The organism is Bacillus sp. 11C, assembly GCF_055486375.1.
In genome coordinates, this window is the sequence record NZ_JBUPVZ010000003.1 from 365,054 (window position 1) to 384,764 (window position 19,711).

The following is a 19,711-nucleotide window of genomic DNA, read 5'->3' on the forward strand; positions in this document are numbered from 1 at the left end:
AGAGATTATGATTTACTGTCTTCATCAGACGAATCTTTCGTCAGCTTGCCGAATGAATCACGCATGTCTGTGTCAGCATCAATATTTTTGATATTCATGTAGTCCATGACGCCAATATTCCCTTCACGCAAAGCTTCTGCCATCGCAAGCGGCACTTCCGCTTCGGCTTCTACCACTTTCGCGCGCATTTCTTCTACGCGGGCGCGCATTTCCTGTTCTTGAGCGACAGCCATCGCACGACGTTCTTCCGCTTTTGCCTGTGCGATGTTTTTATCAGCCTCGGCCTGATCGGTTTGTAAAATCGCGCCGATGTTTTTGCCAATGTCAACATCAGCAATATCGATCGAGAGAATTTCAAACGCAGTTCCTGAGTCCAATCCTTTTCCAAGAACTGTTTGAGAAATCATGTCAGGGTTCTCAAGCACTTTTTTGTGACTTTCGGATGAACCAATTGTAGAGACAATCCCTTCTCCGACACGGGCCACAATGGTTTCTTCCCCTGCTCCCCCAACAAGACGGTCGATATTCGCTCTTACTGTAATTCTCGCTTTCGCTTTTACTTCAATCCCGTCCATAGCCACACCGGCAATGAACGGCGTTTCAATCACCTTAGGATTAACACTCATTTGAACGGCTTCCAATACGTCACGGCCGGCAAGATCGATAGCGGCACAGCGTTCGAATGATAGTTCAATGTTGGCTCGCTGAGCAGCGATCAGCGCGTTGACGACTCTGTCAACATTTCCTCCGGCGAGATAATGGCTTTCAAGCTGATTGGTGGCAACATCAAGCCCAGCCTTATGCGCTTTAATCAGCGGGTTCACCACTCGGTTTGGTATAACGCGGCGAAGCCTCATTCCTATCAGAGTGAAAATGCTGATTCTCACTCCAGCTGCTAATGCTGAAATCCAAAGCATAACAGGCACAAATGTAAAAAATACAGCTAAAACAATGATCCCTACTACGACAATAGCCAAAATCATTAGTGTTGATGGATCCATATCAATTCTCCTCGATTCTGTTTAAATTTCTCTGACGACGATGCGTGAGCCTTCCACTTTTACCACTTTTACTTTCTTATCTTTTTCTGTAAACGATCCCTCCGAAACGACGTCAAGGCGTTCATCCTCAATAATAACGGTACCAGCAGGACGCAGCTGTGTAAAGGTTACACCCACTTTACCTATTAAGTCCGTGCGCGTTTGATTTGATACGTAGCCGCTCTCCGTATTTGTAGAATCATTTAATACAAATTTTTTAAAGAATTTCATACGCTTTCCCAACACCCTTGTCAGTAAAATAAAAGCTGTAATAGAAACAGCTGAGGCGATCAAGAGAGAAATCGCCATGACAGTGAAGCTCCCCGCGGCTAAAAATAGGCTCGTAACAATCGCTCCTAAGCCCAGTAATCCAATGATTCCTCCGGGAAGGAAAATCTCAAGCAGGATGAGGATCACCCCTCCTACAAAGAGAAGAACTGTCTCGTATCCGGCAAGGCCGGCTGCGAGATGCCCGTAAAAAAACAGCAATAACGCGATGAATCCAACCGTTCCAGGGATGCCGACACCCGGGGAAAAAAGCTCCACCGTCAGACCTAAAAAAGCAATCGTCAGCAGAATAGGCACAATAACCGGGTTCGTCAGCCATCTTGCTGTCTTTTCCGTAAAGCTTTCCTTTGCATAACTGATATGCGCATTTTCGAACCCAAGCTTCTTTACGAGTGCGGATAAATTGTCAGCAGTTCCCTCTGAATAGCCTACATCAATCGCCTTACCAGGGTTAAGTGAAAGCAGATCTCCCTTCGGCGCACCGGCTTCCTTGGCATCTATATCCGGGTCAGCCATAGCGAGCGCATATTTAGGGTCGCGATTATTTTTCACTGCGGCATCCTCCAGCTCTGCCAGCCAAAGCGATTCAGCTTTTTGGTCAGCGGCATTGCCTTTACCGTCAATAATCGCGGCCGCTCCTATTTTTCCGCCGGGCGCCATATAAATATTATCGGCTTGCAGGGCAATATATGCACCAGCTGACAACGCGCGTTTGTTTACATATGCAGTTATAGGGATCTCGCTTTCGGTTATCGAGTCCGCTATATCAATAGCCGATTTGACCAATCCTCCAGGCGTATTGATATCAAGAATAATATGATCTGCATGCGCTTCTTTTGCATCTTGTAACGAACGGGATAAAAACGAGGCGAGTCCCTGTTCGACATTTTTCTCAACCGGGATCACATAAACCGTTTGTTTTTCTGCTTTGGCGTTCAGCTGTACGCCTAATAAAGAAAGTAAAAATATGCTCAAAAGAGCAGCACGGAATCCTTTGGTTTGAAGCAAGGGCAGTGTATCCCTCCTTCCTTTTATAATAAGTGCCTTCTCTTTATACGTAACAATGTATCAAAGGTTTCATTTTTTTATGTATAAAAAAAAGACATCTCTCTTAGAAAGATGTCCTTTTTTACGCCATTTAAGACAATTGATTGCTAACAAGCTTATTAATTAAGCTTCCATCAGCTTTACCTTTTACTTTAGGCATAATTGCACCCATTACTTTCCCCATGTCCGCTTTTGAGCTCGCACCAACCTCAGTAATGGTTTCATTTACGATTGTAAGCAGTTCTTCTTCTGACAGCTGCTCGGGTAAATAAACTTCTAAAATGTCCAGCTCTTTTTGAACTTTATCTACTAAATCTAAACGATTAGCGTTTGAAAATTCCTGGAGGGAGTCTTTACGTTGCTTAAGTTCACGAGAAAGGACAGTGAGTTCCTCATCCTCGGTCAAACTGTCTTTCTTAAGCTTAATTGCTTCATTTTGAAGTGAAGCCTTAACCATTCGAACGACAGTCAGTTTGTCTTTCTCACGGTTTTTCATATATAGCTTCATATCCTGGTTAAGACGCTCAAGAAGACTCATAAATCCACCCTCTTTTAGAATTTGCGTTTTCTAGCAGCTTCAGACTTTTTCTTGCGCTTTACGCTAGGTTTTTCATAAAATTCGCGCTTTCTTGCTTCTTGCAAAGTACCTGTCTTTGATACACTGCGTTTGAAGCGACGAAGAGCATCTTCAAGCGATTCGTTTTTTCTAACGACCGTTTTTGACATTCTCTTTCCCTCCCTCCGAATACACCAATCGACTACCTTTAAGTTACACATATAAACATGTACTTTGACATTATAATATAAGCCATCAGTCAGGTCAACTAAGTGAGTTCACTTTTCCGTCATGAGTAGGACTGCCTGTCTATATAATGGTGGAAAGGGGTTGGTGAATAAGATGTTGATTCTGATCGGTTTTACTGCTCTTATATTATTCTTTCTCGCAGGCATGAACATGCTTCGAAAAGGCTTAATTTCAATGGCGTACTCAAAAATTGAAGATCGTTTGCTATTTTTTACGGACCATCCATTAAAAGCGTTCCTGATCAGTATTGTATTTACAGGGATTCTTCAGAGCAGTTCAGCCTTTATGGTCATTGTCATCGGTTTTGTAAGCGCGGGCGTCCTTCCTTTTAAACGGACGATACCGATGATTCTCGGAACAAATGTCGGATCTACCTTTACAACTGAATTTATCGCCATCAAAATGGATGTTTTGATTTGGATTCTTTTGATTGGCGGTTTATTGTTTTTTCTGACTGGCAGGTATCCCTTAAAACAGTTGGGAACAAGCCTCCTCGGACTCGGCATCATCTTTTTTTGCATCAGCGGGTTCAGCCACCTTGCAGGACCGCTTACAAAACTGAAAACGGGAGCCGACATTTTATACCACGTTAACGATTCAAACTGGTCCGCTTTGTTCATCGGTATGGCGCTAACTGCCATGATTCACTCAAGCTCCGTTTGTATCGGCATTTTGATGAGTTTTATGAATGAAGGCATTATCGGACTGACACAGGCAATGAGCGTCGTACTCGGGTCAAATATCGGGACCTGCATTACAGCTGTCATGGCTGCTGTATCCGGCGGATATGCGGCGAAACAGACAGCGTATGCCCATGTGGTGTTTAACATGCTGGGCGTGGCTCTCATATTTCCTTTTCTGACGGCGGCGACCGGCTTTGTAGAACAGTTATCAGTTGACCCTGCACAAAGGATTGCGCATTTCAGTCTTTTATTTAATGTGGTGACAGCTTTTTTATTTCTTCCGCTTACAAACTTGTTTTACCGCTTGATTCACTTTCTTATCCCCGCAAAATAAAAAACCGGTACATGTAAATGCACCGGTTTTTAGATTAAGAAGACAAACGCATGTGTTCAGTTATTTCGTCCTCAACAACACGGACGAATTGCCCTTCGTTGTAAGGATAGCCCGCTTTAAGGATTTTGACTTTCACGATTTTGCCGATCATCTCTTCCGTACCTTTGAAAACAACCTTCATATAGTTATCTGTGTAACCGACAAACATGTTCTCTTCTTCTGTTTCTTTATACGCTTCCTCAGGGATAATCTCAAGCACTTCATTTTCATACTGAGAAGCGTATTCCTTCGCAAGCTGGTCGGACAGAGAAATCAGGCGATGCACACGCTCATTTTTGACGTTTTCATCCACTTGGTTTTCCATTCGCGCAGCCGGTGTACCTGTGCGTTTACTGTAAGGGAAAACATGCAGCTCAGAGAATTTATGTTCTTTAATAAAGTTATAGGTTTCCATAAATTCTGCTTCTGTTTCGCCAGGGAAGCCTACAATGACATCAGAAGTGACAGCTAAGCCAGGCAATGCTTTTTTCAGTTTGCTTAAACGGTCTGCAAAAAATTCCATTGTATATTTACGTCTCATCCGTTTAAGCACAGTGTTTGATCCGGATTGGATAGGAATATGCAAATGATTCACTATCTTATCCGAGCGGTCTAAGACCTCGATCACTTCATCTGTGATTTGGCTGGCTTCGATTGAAGAAATTCTAATCCGTTTAACGCCTTCAACACGAGTGTCTAATTCTCTCAAGAGCTTAGCGAAGCTGTAATCTTTCATATCTTCGCCATAGCCGCCTGTATGAATACCGGTAAGAACAATTTCTTTATATCCGGCATCGACAAGCTGCTGCGCTTGTTTGATGACTTCTTCAGGATCGCGGGAGCGGAGCAGGCCGCGCGCCCACGGAATAATACAGAATGTGCAGAAATTATTGCAGCCTTCCTGTATTTTCAATGACGCTCTTGTCCGGTCCGTGAAAGCAGGCACATCAAGCTCCTCATACACTCTGGCTTTCATGATGTTGCTGACACCGTTAATCGGCTGGCGTTCTTCACGGTATTGGTCGATGTAGCCGAGCATTTTTTCCCGGTCCTGCGTTCCAACTACAATATCGACACCAGGGATCGCCATAATCTCAGCAGGTGAGGTTTGCGCATAGCAGCCTGTGACACAGATGACACCGTCAGGATTTTGACGAATGGCACGTCTGATCACTTGGCGGCTTTTTTTATCTCCCGTATTGGTTACCGTACATGTATTAATGACATATACATCAGCTGTTTGTTCAAAGTCTCTTCTATCGTAGCCCGCTTCTTTGAAAAGCTGCCAGATTGCTTCTGTTTCATAATGGTTGACTTTACAGCCAAGCGTATGGAAAGCAACAGTTGCCATTATTGATCACCTCTTAATAACTCTGTTTGATAAGAAATCGCGCTCAACGCGTATAGCGGTGCGGTTTCTGTCCTTAAAATTCTCGGTCCAAGGCCGCCCGGCACACCGTCTTTCTCTGTGAGCCGTTCAACTTCCGCTTCTGTTAAACCGCCTTCAGGACCAAATACGATCAAAAGGGATGATCCTTTCGGAAGGCTGCTTACAATCGCGCTGAATGCGCTTATTTCTCCTTGCTTTGATGACTCCTCGTATGCAACGACACATTTATCGAAATCCTGCATCCTTTGAAGAAGCTGCTGAAAAGAATGGACATCCATCACTTGCGGCACTTCGTTACGGTACGATTGTTCAGCCGCTTCCTTCGCAATTTTCGTCCACCTTTCCCGCTTTTTCTTTGCCTTTTTGTCATCCAGCTTGACAACAGAACGAGCGGCTTGGAAAGGAATGAAGGCATGGGCTCCGAGCTCAGTCCCTTTTTGGATAATCCATTCAAGCTTATCTCCTTTCGGGAGGCCGCTTGCAATATAAACCTTTATCGGAAGCTCTCTGTTTTCATTCGTCCATTCTACCACAAGACAGGACACATGGTCCTTGGAAACAGATTGAAGTTCACACTTTGCCTCAAAGCCGTCCTGAGAGCAGCAGATGATCTGATCACCCTCATTCATTCTCATCACGTTCACAATATGATGAACATCTTCGCCGGTTATCGAAAAAGCCGGCGCTTCCTCCATTTGCTGCTTCGTGAGCTCGATAAAATATCGTTGCATACGCTGTGACACCTACTAACTGTTATTTTTTCGCAATTATGCTGACCCAATCTTCCATTGAAAGGATTTCTACAATGGTAAAGCCGGCTTGTTCCAGTGCTTCTTTTACTTCTTGTTTTTTATGAGCGATGATACCTGACGTAATAAAATGACCGTCTTCTTTTAACAGGCTGTACGCTTGTGAAGTAAAGCGAAGAATGACTTCAGCCAAAATGTTGGCAACAATCACATCATGTTTCCCTTCAATTCCGTCTAACAAATTGTTTTGCTTCACTTGAGCAATATCGCTCACTTTGTTCAGCTTGAGATTGAGACGTGCACTTTCTACAGCTACAGGATCAAGATCATAGGCATGAACCGATTCAGCCTCAAGCATCGCAGCCGCAATACTTAAAATTCCGGAACCTGTACCGACATCAATCACCTTATCACCCTTTTGCACAAAGCGTTCAAGCGCCTGAATACAGAGTACGGTTGTCGGGTGTGTGCCTGTGCCGAACGCCATTCCCGGGTCCATTTCAATAATCAGTTCATCAGTATGGACCGGCGTATATTCCTCCCACGTCGGAACAATTGTAAACTTTTCAGAAATTTTCACAGGGTGATAATACTTTTTCCAGGCAGTCGCCCACTCTTCTTCATTCACTTCAGAAATCGTGATATGATTTCTGCCCAAATCAATATTATAAAGAAGCAAATTATTAATCGTTTCTTTAATGCCATCCACCGTTTCGCCAAGAAAGCTGTTGACCGGCAGGTATGCTTTGACAATGACACCCTCGTCTGGATAATCATTGGGGTCGAGCTGGTAGATTTCCCCGTACACATTCTCACGTTCTTTAATTAAATCAAGCGGGTCCTCTATCACAACCCCACTTGCACCAGCTTCATGCAATATATTTGAGATAGGTTCGACCGCTTCATGTGTTGTGTGAATGCTTAATTCGGACCATTTCAAAACTACCAACTCCTCATCCAATAATTAATCGCCTTTAAACGCGCGTTTTACCTTGTCGAAGAAACTCATTTCCTGTTCGTCAGGCAAGTTTCCGCTGACCTCGGCAAATTCGCGGATAATGTCTTTTTGTTTATCTGTCAGGTTTGTCGGCGTGACGACACGTACGACGATATGCTGGTCACCCTGTCCATAGCCTCTGACATTTTGAACGCCTTTGCCTCTTAATCTGAATTTTGTTCCTGTTTGTGTACCGGCTGGAATTTTTAATTTCACTTTTCCATGCAGCGTCGGAACTTCCACTTCATCTCCAAGAGCAGCCTGAGCGAACGTTAACGGCATTTCACAGTAAATATCATCGCCGTCACGCTCGAAGAACTCGTGAGCGCGCACGTGGAACACGACAAATAAATCCCCGGCAGGGCCGCCATTTACTCCTGGTTCACCCTGTCCCGAGAGACGAAGCTGCTGTCCGTCATCTACACCGGCAGGAATTGTGACGTTAATTTTTTTGCGTTTTTTGACTTTTCCTTTACCGCCGCAATCCGCACATTTATTTTTAATGAATTTGCCCGTACCTTCACAGTGGTGGCAAACCCGTCTGTTAACGACTTTTCCAAACGGCGTATTTTGCTCCACGTTTAATTGGCCGGAGCCTCCGCAGTGCGAGCACGTTTCCGGGTTTGTTCCAGGTTTCGCACCTGAACCTTTACATGTATCGCATGTTTCCTCACGCGGAATTTCGATGGACGTCTCTTTACCAAAAACGGCATCCTCAAACGACAAAGTCATCGTATACTGCAAATCGGCACCTTGGCGCGGGGCGTTTGGATCTCTTCGTCTTGTGCCTCCGCCGAAAATACTTGAGAAAATATCATCGAAACCAAAACCGCCGAAATCTCCGCCGCCAAAACCGCCTCCGCCGAATCCTTGGTTAGGATCAGTATGGCCAAATTGATCGTAATGAGACCGTTTTTGGTCATCAGACAGCGTTTCGTATGCTTCTTTTACCTCTTTAAATTTTTCATCTGATCCGGCTTCTTTGTTAATATCAGGATGATATTTTTTTGACAGCTTCCGATAAGCTTTTTTAATTTCATCCTTAGAAGCGCTCTTACTTACTCCCAGCACTTCATAGTAATCACGCTTACTCATCTCGCTTCACTCTCCCGAATTTATCACATAAATTAGATTGTATCATTTTGAATTATGATTTTTCAATTCCTTTTATCCCGGGCAAGAAAAAAAGTCAAAGCCAAGAGATGCCTGACTTTGACTTTCTAATCATTGAATCAGATTATGAAATGTGTTCTTTTCGGTCAGCCCCGGAAGCGGGACTGACTCGGAAAAGCACTTTATTTTTTGTTTTGGTCGTCGTTTACTTCTTCATATTCAGCGTCAACAACGTTGTCATCCGCTTTGCCTTCAGCGTTTGCATCGCCTTGAGCTTGCTGTTGTTTGGCAGCTTCTTCATAAAGTTTCATAGAAAGCTCTTGAACGATTGTTTGAAGCTCATCTTTTTTCGCTTTGATCTCTTCAAACTCGTTTTTCTCGATCGCCGCTTTTAAAGCTTCTTTGGCATCATTGGCTTTTTTCACTTGGTCTTCATCCACTTTGCCTTCAAGATCTTTTAATGTTTTCTCAGTTTGGAAAACAAGCTGATCTGCTTCGTTGCGGACTTCGATTTCTTCTTTTTTCTTCGCATCAGAGTCAGCATTTTCTTCCGCTTCTTTTACCATGCGTTCGATCTCATCATCAGAAAGACCTGAAGAAGATTTGATTGTAATGTTTTGCTCTTTTCCTGTGCCCAAGTCTTTTGCTCTTACGTTTACGATACCGTTTTTATCAATATCGAAAGAAACTTCGATTTGAGGCACGCCGCGCGGTGCTGGCGGGATATCAGTAAGCTGGAAGCGGCCGAGTGTTTTATTGTCGGCAGACATTGGTCGCTCACCTTGAAGAACATGGATATCAACAGCTGTTTGGTTATCAGCAGCAGTTGAGAACACTTGAGATTTGCTTGTCGGAATCGTCGTGTTGCGGTCGATCAGTTTTGTGAACACGCCGCCCATTGTTTCGATACCGAGAGAAAGCGGTGTAACGTCAAGAAGAACTACGTCTTTTACGTCACCAGTGATAACGCCGCCCTGAATCGCAGCACCAAGCGCTACAACTTCATCTGGGTTTACGCCTTTATGCGCTTCTTTTCCAGTTTCTTTTTTGATTGCTTCTTGTACGGCAGGGATACGAGTTGATCCGCCGACAAGGATGATTTTGTCGATTTCGCTTGCAGAAAGTCCTGCATCTTGAAGCGCTTGACGGACAGGGCCCATTGTACGCTCTACTAAATGGGAAGAAAGCTCTTCGAATTTAGCGCGGGTTAATGTCAGTTCAAGGTGAAGCGGTCCTGCTTCTCCAGCTGTGATAAACGGTAAAGAAATTTGCGTAGAAGATACGCCGGAAAGATCTTTTTTCGCTTTTTCAGCTGCGTCTTTCAAACGCTGAAGCGCCATTTTGTCTTTAGACAAATCAATGCCGTTTTCTTTTTTGAATTCAGACACAAGATGATCGATGATGACTTGGTCAAAATCGTCACCGCCCAGACGGTTGTCACCGGCAGTTGAACGAACTTCGAACACACCGTCGCCAAGCTCAAGGATTGAAACGTCGAAAGTACCGCCGCCAAGGTCGTATACCAGGATCGTTTGATCTTCATCTGTTTTATCAAGTCCGTATGCAAGCGCTGCTGCAGTCGGCTCATTGATGATACGTTCTACTTCAAGACCTGCAATTTTACCAGCGTCTTTTGTCGCTTGACGCTCAGCATCGTTAAAGTATGCAGGAACTGTGATCACTGCTTTTGATACTGTTTCGCCAAGATAGCTTTCAGCGTATGACTTAAGGTGTTGAAGGATGATAGCAGACACTTCTTGAGGAGTGTAATCTTTTCCTTCAATTTCAACTTTATAATCAGTACCCATATGGCGTTTAACAGACATGATTGTATTAGGGTTTGTGATAGATTGGCGTTTAGCCACTTCCCCTACTTGGCGTTCACCGTTTTTGAATGCAACAACTGATGGCGTTGTGCGGTTTCCTTCAGCGTTAGCAATAACTTTAGGCTCGCCGCCTTCAAGCACTGCCACACATGAGTTTGTTGTTCCTAAGTCGATTCCGATAACTTTACTCACTTGAATAACCTCCTGCTATGTAATTATTGATTCACTTTGACCATGGAAGGGCGAATGACGCGATCCTTCAGCTTATAACCTTTTTGCATTTCTTCAACAACAATGTTGGAGCCGTAATTTTCATCTTCAGCCTGCATAACGGCTTGGTGCAGATTAGGATCAAATTCCTGCCCTACAGCTTCGATGGCTTCCACGCCTTCTTTTTTCAAGGCTTCTACGAGCTGACGGTGGACCATTTCCATTCCCTGAAGCAAACTTTTCGTCTGTTCATTGTCGGCTTCAACCTGCAGCGCTCTTTCAAAGCTGTCAAGAGCCGGCAGCAAATCAGCGACGATATTTTGAGAACGGTATTTTTGGGACGCTTCCATTTCTAAACGGCTGCGTCGTTTATAATTTTCAAAGTCTGCTTGAACACGCAAAAGTTTATTTTCTTTTTCCTCAAGCAAACCTTGCAATTCGTTCATTTGATCTTGAAGAAGTTCGCTTTCATTTGTTTCTTTCTGCTGTTCTTCAGCAGCAGCTTGTTCCTCAATGACTTCTTGCTCTTCTATTTCGTTTTGTTCAATGGTTTGTTTTTCTTCTGACATTGTGTTCACCTCCCTCAAAGTGTAAGAAGAAGGGCGGGTGCTGCCCTTCGATAAAATTTGCCAAAATTCCCTTATTCATCATACAAACTTGTCAATGCTTTTGACAAGTCCGAAGTCACATGCTGAAGCAGACTGACAACCCTGGAATAATTCATGCGGGTCGGGCCGATGATCGCAATTGAGCCGATCTGCTTCTGATCAACAGAATAAGAAGCCGTAATCAGACTGCAGTTTTCCATCTCTTCATAGTCGTTTTCTTTCCCGATTTTAATCGAAATTCCCGTGTGCGGGGATTGAACCAGCTTTAAAACATCCTGTTCTTTTTCGATTAATGTGAGCAACGATCGCACTCTGGTGATATCATGGAACTCCGGCTGGTTCAGCATATTGATTTTTCCGCCAAAAAACAATTTTTCAACGTGGCTCGTAGAATGAAATGTTGAACGAAGCGCGTCAAGTATATTGTCATAGTTCTTAATGTGCTGTCTTAAATACATGACGACTTCCTTAAATATGTGCTCATTCAGTTCATCCATTGGAACGCCGCTTAAACGGCTGTTCAGTATATTCACCAGTTTTTCAATATCAGACAGATCCATTTTGGCTGGAAAATTAATCGTTTTGTTTTCCACGTGCCCTGTATTGGTAACAAGAATTGCTACCGCCTTATCAGGCTGAATCGGTATGATTTGAATCTGTTTAAGGTAATTCTCACTCAGCTTCGGCCCGAGCACGATGGATGTATAATTCGTTAAATCGGACAAAATTTGCGCTGATTTTTGAACTGTCTTTTCCAGCTCGAAAATTTTCTCTTTAAAGATCGAGTGGATTTGGTCCATGTCGCTTTTTGTCAATTTGACGGGTGACAGCAAATGGTCAACATAGTACCGGTACCCTTTTTCTGACGGAACACGTCCTGAGGATGAATGGGTTTTTTCTATGAAGCCCAATTCTTCCAAGTCAGCCATCTCGTTTCTTATTGTTGCAGAGCTAAATGTGATTTCATCTTTTTTCGAAAGAGTTCTTGACCCTACCGGCTGCGCCGATTTAATAAAATCATTTATAATGACTTGAAGGATCAGCAGCTGACGATTTGTTAACATCATCATCACCTCTGTTAGCACTCTCAATAAGTGAGTGCTAATTCTATAACAAAAGTATCAAACCACAAGAAAAATGTCAATTATAACTCACCCAAAAAAGCGCCAAAAACTTCATTACCTAATAATTTCCCCTGATGAGTCAAGTAAACGGCAGACTCCGAATGATGAATCAGCCCTTTTTCTACGAGGTCTGTTAATACGCTTGGGAACAGTTCATCAAGGGAACGGCCGTATTTTTCTGCAAATCGTTTTTTGCTGACTCCGGCTGTTTTTCTCAAGCCCAAAAACATTTCTTCTTCAATTTGCTCTTCTGTTGTCACTACATGAGTATCTCTGTATGGAAAGCCTTTTTCAGCTATCAGGTCAATGTAATGTTTGACAGGTCCGACGTTTACATTGCGTGTGCCGCCGATATATCCGTGGGCCCCGGCTCCAAATCCAAAATATTCCTCGTTGCTCCAATACGTCAGATTGTGCTTTGATTCCATGCCTTGCTTGGCAAAGTTGCTGATTTCATACTGATGAATGCCGTGAGCTTCCATCCGGCCCATCACCATTTCATACATTTCGGCTTCCTGCTCCTGCGGCGGAAGATGAAGCCGCCCTTTTTGCATGAGATTATAAAATACCGTTTTCGGTTCTACAATGAGAGAGTACACCGAATAATGCTCAGCATCCAGAGATAAAGCAGTGTCTAAGGAATGATCCAGATGCTTGAGGGCTTGTCCCGGGAGTCCGAACATTAAATCAAGACTGATATTGTCAAAACCGATTTCCCGCGCCCTTTCAAAAGAGGCAAATACATCTTTTTGTTTGTGCACTCGGCCGATTTTTTCTAACAAGTCGTCTTCGAACGTTTGGACACCGAAGCTGAGGCGATTCACGCCTGCTTCTTTTAATATTTTTAATTTCGCTGCGGACAGGTCGTCCGGATTCGCTTCAACCGCAAATTCCGATAATGCGCTTGAGGGCTTCAGCACTCGGATGATGATGTCCATCAGCTTTTTGAGCTGTTCCTCAGACAGAGAGGTCGGCGTGCCTCCTCCGATAAAGATGGTTTTGAGGTCAGGCTGCCCTGTTTTTGCAATTGTATTTATCATTTCCTGTTCGAGCGCGTTTAAATACTCGTCTACAGGCTGGCTTTGAATAAAATACTTATTGAAATCGCAGTAGTGGCAAATGTGCTCACAGAATGGGATATGGATATAGGCTGATTTCAATGAATTCACCTTCTTTACAGAAAGAAGCCGCAGTACAAGACTGCGGCGGCTTCTATTTATTTTTTCGGGCTGTCGTCCATTTTCAGGACCGCCATAAATGCTTCTTGCGGCACTTCAACTGAGCCGACCTGCTTCATTCGGCGTTTTCCTTCTTTTTGTTTTTCAAGAAGCTTCCGTTTTCGCGAGATGTCTCCGCCATAACACTTAGCCAATACGTTTTTACGCATCGCTTTAATCGTAGAACGCGCTACGATTTTCTGGCCGATCGCCGCTTGAATCGGTACTTCAAAGTGCTGACGCGGAATGAGCTCTTTCAGCTTCTCAACGATCACTTTTCCTCGTTCATACGCGTAATCCCGGTGCACGATAAAGGAAAGGGCGTCGATTTTTTCTCCGTTCAGCATAATGTCCATTTTGACGAGCTGAGACGGTTTGTAGCCGATCAGCTCATAGTCAAAGGACGCGTAGCCTTTTGTGCTTGATTTAAGCTGGTCAAAAAACTCATAGACGATTTCCGCTAAAGGCATATCATAGACAATGCTGACACGGTTTGCGTCTAAATATTGCATATCAATAAAATTGCCCCGTTTTCCTTGGCAAAGTTCCATAACAGCGCCGACAAAATCATTAGGCACCATCATTGTCGCTTTAACATACGGTTCCTCGATCCTTTCGATCTTTTGAGGATCAGGCATGTTGGACGGGTTGTCAACAACAACCTTTTCGCCGTCTGTCATATATACATCGTATATAACACTCGGCGCTGTTGTAATCAAGTCGATTTTGAACTCACGCTCTATCCGTTCCTGAATGATTTCCATGTGAAGCATGCCTAAAAATCCGCAGCGGAATCCGAATCCAAGCGCCTGTGACGTTTCCGCTTCATACTGAAGGGAGGAATCATTCAGCTCAAGCTTTTCAAGGGCTTCCCTTAAATCATTGTATTTGGCCGTATCAATCGGATAAAGGCCGCAGTACACCATCGGGTTGAGCTTGCGGTATCCCGGCAGCGCTTCGTCTGCAGGATTGGCAGCGCTCGTTATCGTGTCACCGACGCGTGTGTCACCGACATTTTTGATCGCAGCAGTTAAAAAGCCTACATCTCCGACCGTCAGTTCATCTGTCGGAGTAGCTTTTGGCGTAAATACACCGACTTCTGTCACTTCAAATTCTTTGCCGGTTGCCATCATTTTGATTTTTTGCCCCGGCTTTACCGTTCCTTCAACGACTCTGATATAAGCCACGACACCGCGATAAGCGTCATAAAGCGAGTCGAAGATCAGCGCTTTAAGCGGCGCCTCCGGATCTCCAGTCGGTGCCGGCACCTTTTCTACGATCTGTTCTAAAATCTCCTCAATCCCGATACCGGCTTTTGCTGAAGCAAGCACGGCTTCTGATGCGTCAAGACCGATAACGTCCTCTACCTCTTGGCGCACACGTTCAGGCTCTGCGCTCGGGAGATCGATTTTGTTAATGACCGGCAGAATTTCAAGGTCATTGTCAAGCGCTAAGTAAACGTTGGCAAGCGTCTGCGCTTCAATTCCCTGCGCCGCATCCACCACAAGAATCGCTCCTTCGCAGGCAGCAAGACTTCGGGATACTTCGTATGTGAAATCGACGTGTCCCGGCGTATCAATCAGATGGAAAATATATTCTTCTCCGTCTTTTGCTTTGTATTTAAGCTGAACAGAGTTTAACTTAATGGTTATGCCCCGTTCACGTTCAAGATCCATAGAATCGAGCAATTGTTCTTTCATTTCTCGTTGAGTGATTGCCGACGTTTTTTCTAAAATACGATCCGCTAAGGTCGATTTTCCGTGGTCAATATGGGCAATGATAGAGAAATTCCGTATTCTCGACTGCCTCTCTAAACGCTTTTCTTTATCTGTCACAATCTATCACTCCTACTATTAAACGCAAAATACACTAGCTTAGATTATATCAATAGGATTGTTAAGATTCAATGTAAAACAAGAAAGAGAAAAGTTCCCTGTTAATCTTGGGCTGCTTTTCTCTTTCACACACCTATTGGTTCATATCACGTATCCATTCATACATCGACTGAGCAGTGTTGGTTACGGTGTTCGAAAGCGCTTTTCCGGCTTTAGAGAACATATTGAACGTTTCCACCTGTTCCAGCTCTTTTTGTTTTTCTTCTAAATCTTTCGCCGTGACTGTTTCTCCTAAGATTGAAGCTTCTTTTTCATTATTTTTTCCGTCGGTGAGCGTAAACGCGCCCTTAAGTGAAGGGTCTTGATAGCCTTTCATACTCAGCATTCCGTTATTCGCCTGCTGCATGCCGAACAGCACGCCTAAAAACATGATCGTGACAAGCAGCAAGCATTTGCCAAAGTAAGCAATCAAATCAAACCACCTATTTCTTATTGTTTTTTCGTCTCGCCGCTCTCCGCGTTGACCTTTTCAGCATCCCAGTACATTTCGCTGAATACGTCTGCGGCGGCATCAGCCGCACGCTGCAGCTCCTCGAGATTATTATCTACTCCGCCGAATTCGAGCAAAAGCGCTCTGTCGGTTAAATCCTGATTATATACACCATTATCGCCTGGCGAGCCTTTCGAAAAGACGCCTGTGCTGAGTCCAGGGTATTTTTTCTCCATCAGCTTATGGAGCTCGCTTGCAATTTTATAGTTTTCTTCGAAATTTTTGCTTTTTTTGCCGACGACAAAGGCCACCCGGGCATAACTTTTCCCTTTAATCGTTGCCGTCGTATCTTTCTTTCGCCGTGAATCTCTATGGATATCAATGATATATTGCAGATTTTTGTTTGACCCGAGAGCCTCTTTGACGACCGGCCTTGATTCATCATACGATCTGGCATAGTTTAAGCCTTTTTTGTTCAGTTTTGCCTGTATATCGGTTTTATTCACTGTGGCTCCAATGCCTTGGGATTCAAGCGCCTTTCCGAACATAGCTCCTACGAGCGTGACGTTGGCTTTAGAATGGCGCGCCATATCAGGATCAGTCTCGCCTTTTAATAGAGGGAGATATGATTCCGTGTTGTGCGTGTGATAGATAAAAACGACCTTTTTATCACCGGTTGTTTGTTTCGGCGGATGTTTTTTCGCACGATCTGATTGTGTTTGCTGTTTTTCAATCTCTGCCAAGTTCGCTTCTCTTTCTTCCTCCATCACCTTAGACGGCGGCGGCGATTCCGCCGGCATATTCGTATAATCCGTGCCTTGTCCAGCTAACAGAATCTCGGTATCAAATTGTGCAAACCCCGGCAGCTCCCGGCCGAGAAAGCTCCGCGGATCTTCGAGGTTGATGCTTGTCGCCAGCTTTAAAGAAAGACGCGAAAGATGAAATGAGCTGTCGGTTTGAGAAAGGTCTGAAGCGAAATAATGGTTCTCCATCCGCAGCAAGTGTGCAAACACGTCACCCGGCATTTCTTCAGTAATCCCGTAAAAAGAGTCAGACGACGGCCTGAGTTCAGGCCGGAGAGACGTCAGCACACCGGATAGAACAAAAATCACGATAAGGCTTACGATAAATAGAAAGATGGCTTTTACCGCTTTCCCGCCATTTACCGCAACAACAATTTGTCTGTTTCTGCGTTTATTTCTCATTGAATCCCTCCAGCGCTTGTCTAGTAATAACTCTATGAACAAGCTAGAGGAAGTAGAACAGTTTAGTGATTGTAGGAGCCTTTGTTTTCTTGTGACACTTTTTCATGAAGCGCGGTGTTTAATCCGTTCGCCAGCACATTTGCCATATCGTCGATGAATGAATCAACTTCCTTCGGCGTAACCATTAAGTTGTGCCCTAAAGGCGAAAGCACTTCGTGAATGAGCTGCCGTTTTTCATCCTCTCCAAGGGTACCAACAATTCCGAGAAATGATTGACGCTGCTTTTGATCGGGAAGATCTTCTTCAGTGAGCACTTTCTTTTTCCCAAACGTCATCCCTGCCGGAACAAGAGATCTTGACGGCCTGTCATCTTTCATTTCTCTTCCAAAGTGTTTTAATATGTAGTCCACCGTGTCGCTGGCAATCGTCACCGCGTCAACGACTGTCGGCACTCCGATTGCAATCACCGGTACGCCAAGCGTGTCTTTGCTTAAATCTTTTCGTTTATTCCCAACACCAGATCCCGGGTGAATGCCTGTGTCCGATATTTGAATGGTTGTGTTAACCCTTTCCACCGCCCGTGCCGCCAATGCATCAATGGCAATGACAAAATCAGGCTTCGATTGCTCAATCACACCTTTAATAATGTCGCTTGTTTCGATTCCCGTAATCCCCATAACACCAGGCGCAAAGGCGCTGACAGGTCTGTAGCCATCCTGCACGTTTTCCGGCTGAAGCTTAAACAAGTGCCTTGTTACCAATAGATTTTCTACAGCCATCGGACCCAGCGCGTCAGGGGTCACGTTCCAGTTGCCGAGCCCGACGATCAAACAGCTCGCATCTTTTGAGATATGAAGGCTTTCAAGGAAAGCCGAAAATTCCTCCGCGAAGACAGCAGAGACCTTTTCCTGCATTTCCGAATCATTCTCTCTGATTCCTTGCGCCTCAAGCGTTAAATAGCGACCTTCTTTTTTTCCTGAGAGCTCCGCGCCTTCCTTGGTAATATCAACAGTGCGGATTTTAATGCCGCCGCGATCGCGTTCTTTTTCAATAAAACCTTTAATTTCTTTTGCCGGCACAGCCTGCTGATTGGCCATCGCTTCCTTCGTTTCAACTGCTAAATCGGTACGTATCAAATACTGATTAACATCAAGTTCACTCTTTTTCATACAGGGGCCTCCTTCACATTCAGTACCTATATTGTTGCCATTTGCTGAGTGAATCATGCTAAAAAGAGATCCTTCAATGAAAAATACTTTACATTTATATTGCAATCTAAAGGTGTGTTTGATAGAATACAATTTGTTCTATTGTGAAGAAGATTTAACCTTAAGACACTGTGCTACAGGTTGTATCTTAGGAGGTGAAACACATGCCAAACATTAAATCAGCGATTAAACGTACAAAAACAAACAACGAACGCCGCGTTCATAACGCGACAATCAAATCTGCTATGCGTACTGCAATCAAACAAGTTGAAGCTTCTGTTGCTAACAACGAAGCTGACAAAGCGAAAACTGCTCTTACTGAAGCAGCTAAACGTATTGATAAAGCAGTGAAAACAGGTCTTGTACACAAAAATACCGCAGCTCGTTACAAATCAAGACTAGCGAAAAAAGTGAACGGACTTTCTGCATAATATAAAAACGATCCTCAATAATGGGGATCGTTTTTTTCATTTCTTTTTAACAGCTGTAAAAGAAACAGTTCGAGCAGGAGCTGCTTGTCCTTTTTCCCTGTTTTCATCTCGTAGTCCATGACGGCAAGCTGTTCAATAATGAACCGGAGCTCGGTCTCTGAAAAAAGCCTTGCTTGATCCATCGCCAGCTTTACCCGGAATGGATGGACTTTTAAATTAGAGGCGATTTGCTTTTGTCCGTAGCCTTGTTCCGCGAAATACTTTGTTTGGAGAATCAGCCGAAACTGATTCGAAATAAGCGCCATGATTTTGATCGGTTCTTCATTTTGTTTGAGCAAATCATAAAAAATTTGCAGGCTTTCTGTTCGTTTCCGGTTGACGATTTTATTGATCAGCTCAAATATATTTTGTTCAAGGCTTCTCGCTACAAGCATTTTCACATCATCCAGCGTAATTTCTTCACGATCTCCAATAAACGTGCAGAGCTTCTGAATCTCCTGAAAAATCGATGACAGATGTCCATTCACAAGCAGAACCAAATGCTCCGCCGCTTCAGTGCCGATTGTTTTCTGTTCGGTTTTTGCAAGGTTGACAGTAAAATCTGTCGTCTCTTTTGCGTTTAATTCCTTCGCCTCCATCATAAACGCGTGCTTCTTTAATGCTTTCGTCAGTTTTTTCCGTTCATCCAGCTTTTCATACGGGGCAAGCAGGACAAAGACCGTATAAGGCGCAGGCGATTGTAAATATGATTCAAGCGCGCTGACGTTATGCTCAATTTTTTCTTTTTTCTTTTCACCTGTTAAAAAATATGGATTTTTCACAATAACAAGACGCCGTTCCCCCATAAACGGAAACGTTTCAGCATCTGCAATTGCTTGATCCAGCGGTTCCTCTTCCAGATCAAAAACAGATAGATTGAAATCCTTTGTTTCCTGATCAATGACCGCCTGTCTGATCCTGCTGACGGTTTCCTGCAGCAGATACGTCTCTTTTCCGTATAAACAATAAACCGGATGGACATCTCCTTTTCTCAGGCTTTTCCACACATCAAATACCATTGTTGTACGACTTC

The 19,711-nt window shown here is 44.0% G+C and carries 19 protein-coding genes; 2 read left to right on the forward strand and 17 right to left on the reverse strand.

Annotation, left to right across the window (positions count from 1 at the left end; all coding sequences use genetic code 11):
* Window positions 1-5: 5 nt before the first annotated feature.
* The 4 genes from floA to rpsU all read right to left on the reverse strand — a co-directional run bounded on the left by floA (window position 6) and on the right by rpsU (window position 3,101).
* Window positions 6-1,001, reverse strand: coding sequence for a flotillin-like protein FloA (gene floA, locus ACY3LV_RS06910; protein ID WP_087990761.1), 996 nt, complete (start codon window positions 999-1,001; stop codon window positions 6-8).
* A gap of 21 nt (window positions 1,002-1,022) precedes the next feature.
* Window positions 1,023-2,336 (reverse strand): NfeD family protein, encoded by a 1,314-nt coding sequence (locus ACY3LV_RS06915; RefSeq protein WP_464863569.1) that lies wholly within the window; start codon window positions 2,334-2,336, stop codon window positions 1,023-1,025.
* A 130-nt stretch (window positions 2,337-2,466) separates the two neighbouring features.
* Window positions 2,467-2,913: a GatB/YqeY domain-containing protein gene (locus tag ACY3LV_RS06920; protein WP_148962090.1), complete on the reverse strand. Its 447-nt coding sequence runs from the start codon at window positions 2,911-2,913 to the stop codon at window positions 2,467-2,469.
* Between the two features lie 14 nt (window positions 2,914-2,927).
* On the reverse strand, window positions 2,928-3,101 hold the full coding sequence (rpsU, locus tag ACY3LV_RS06925) for a 30S ribosomal protein S21 (protein ID WP_003152957.1): 174 nt from the start codon (window positions 3,099-3,101) through the stop codon (window positions 2,928-2,930).
* Between the two features lie 172 nt (window positions 3,102-3,273).
* Between rpsU and ACY3LV_RS06930 the strand changes: the two genes are divergently transcribed.
* A complete protein-coding gene (locus ACY3LV_RS06930; RefSeq protein WP_464863585.1) occupies window positions 3,274-4,197 on the forward strand; it encodes a Na/Pi symporter in 924 nt (307 codons plus the stop codon).
* A gap of 34 nt (window positions 4,198-4,231) precedes the next feature.
* Here ACY3LV_RS06930 and mtaB read toward each other — a convergent pair whose 3' ends face one another.
* The 12 genes from mtaB to gpr all read right to left on the reverse strand — a co-directional run bounded on the left by mtaB (window position 4,232) and on the right by gpr (window position 18,169).
* Window positions 4,232-5,587 (reverse strand): tRNA (N(6)-L-threonylcarbamoyladenosine(37)-C(2))-methylthiotransferase MtaB, encoded by a 1,356-nt coding sequence (gene mtaB / locus ACY3LV_RS06935; protein ID WP_148962091.1) that lies wholly within the window; start codon window positions 5,585-5,587, stop codon window positions 4,232-4,234.
* Window positions 5,587-6,357: a 16S rRNA (uracil(1498)-N(3))-methyltransferase gene (locus ACY3LV_RS06940; protein ID WP_148962092.1), complete on the reverse strand. Its 771-nt coding sequence runs from the start codon at window positions 6,355-6,357 to the stop codon at window positions 5,587-5,589. Before ACY3LV_RS06940 ends, mtaB begins: the two co-directional genes overlap by 1 nt.
* Before the next feature lie 22 nt (window positions 6,358-6,379).
* Window positions 6,380-7,315, reverse strand: a complete 936-nt coding sequence (gene prmA / locus ACY3LV_RS06945) for a 50S ribosomal protein L11 methyltransferase (protein WP_148962093.1) — start codon at window positions 7,313-7,315, stop codon at window positions 6,380-6,382.
* A 24-nt stretch (window positions 7,316-7,339) separates the two neighbouring features.
* Window positions 7,340-8,467, reverse strand: a complete 1,128-nt coding sequence (dnaJ, locus tag ACY3LV_RS06950; protein ID WP_087990767.1) for a molecular chaperone DnaJ — start codon at window positions 8,465-8,467, stop codon at window positions 7,340-7,342.
* Between the two features lie 200 nt (window positions 8,468-8,667).
* Entirely contained in the window at window positions 8,668-10,503 is a 1,836-nt protein-coding gene (gene dnaK, locus ACY3LV_RS06955; RefSeq protein ID WP_148962094.1) for a molecular chaperone DnaK, read from the reverse strand.
* 23 nt (window positions 10,504-10,526) lie between these two features.
* Window positions 10,527-11,090, reverse strand: coding sequence for a nucleotide exchange factor GrpE (gene grpE, locus ACY3LV_RS06960; RefSeq protein WP_333517150.1), 564 nt, complete (start codon window positions 11,088-11,090; stop codon window positions 10,527-10,529).
* Window positions 11,091-11,161: 71 nt separating this feature from the next.
* On the reverse strand, window positions 11,162-12,193 hold the full coding sequence (hrcA, locus tag ACY3LV_RS06965) for a heat-inducible transcriptional repressor HrcA (RefSeq protein WP_148962096.1): 1,032 nt from the start codon (window positions 12,191-12,193) through the stop codon (window positions 11,162-11,164).
* An 80-nt stretch (window positions 12,194-12,273) separates the two neighbouring features.
* Window positions 12,274-13,413 carry a radical SAM family heme chaperone HemW gene (gene hemW / locus ACY3LV_RS06970; protein ID WP_087990771.1) on the reverse strand — a complete coding sequence of 380 codons (1,140 nt, stop codon included), beginning with the start codon at window positions 13,411-13,413 and terminating at the stop codon, window positions 12,274-12,276.
* Between the two features lie 56 nt (window positions 13,414-13,469).
* Window positions 13,470-15,305 carry a translation elongation factor 4 gene (lepA, locus tag ACY3LV_RS06975; RefSeq protein WP_087990772.1) on the reverse strand — a complete coding sequence of 612 codons (1,836 nt, stop codon included), beginning with the start codon at window positions 15,303-15,305 and terminating at the stop codon, window positions 13,470-13,472.
* Window positions 15,306-15,438: 133 nt separating this feature from the next.
* On the reverse strand, window positions 15,439-15,777 hold the full coding sequence (locus tag ACY3LV_RS06980) for a YqxA family protein (RefSeq protein WP_087990773.1): 339 nt from the start codon (window positions 15,775-15,777) through the stop codon (window positions 15,439-15,441).
* 17 nt (window positions 15,778-15,794) lie between these two features.
* On the reverse strand, window positions 15,795-17,000 hold the full coding sequence (gene spoIIP, locus ACY3LV_RS06985) for a spore autolysin SpoIIP (protein WP_333561562.1): 1,206 nt from the start codon (window positions 16,998-17,000) through the stop codon (window positions 15,795-15,797).
* Between the two features lie 62 nt (window positions 17,001-17,062).
* Window positions 17,063-18,169 (reverse strand): GPR endopeptidase, encoded by a 1,107-nt coding sequence (gpr, locus tag ACY3LV_RS06990; protein WP_148962099.1) that lies wholly within the window; start codon window positions 18,167-18,169, stop codon window positions 17,063-17,065.
* A gap of 203 nt (window positions 18,170-18,372) precedes the next feature.
* Here gpr and rpsT point away from each other — a divergent pair, with 203 nt between their 5' ends.
* Window positions 18,373-18,639, forward strand: coding sequence for a 30S ribosomal protein S20 (gene rpsT, locus ACY3LV_RS06995; protein ID WP_003229989.1), 267 nt, complete (start codon window positions 18,373-18,375; stop codon window positions 18,637-18,639).
* Between the two features lie 14 nt (window positions 18,640-18,653).
* Here the strand turns inward: rpsT and holA are convergent, their stop codons facing one another.
* On the reverse strand, window positions 18,654-19,697 hold the full coding sequence (gene holA, locus ACY3LV_RS07000) for a DNA polymerase III subunit delta (RefSeq protein ID WP_464863570.1): 1,044 nt from the start codon (window positions 19,695-19,697) through the stop codon (window positions 18,654-18,656).
* Window positions 19,698-19,711 lie beyond the last annotated feature (14 nt).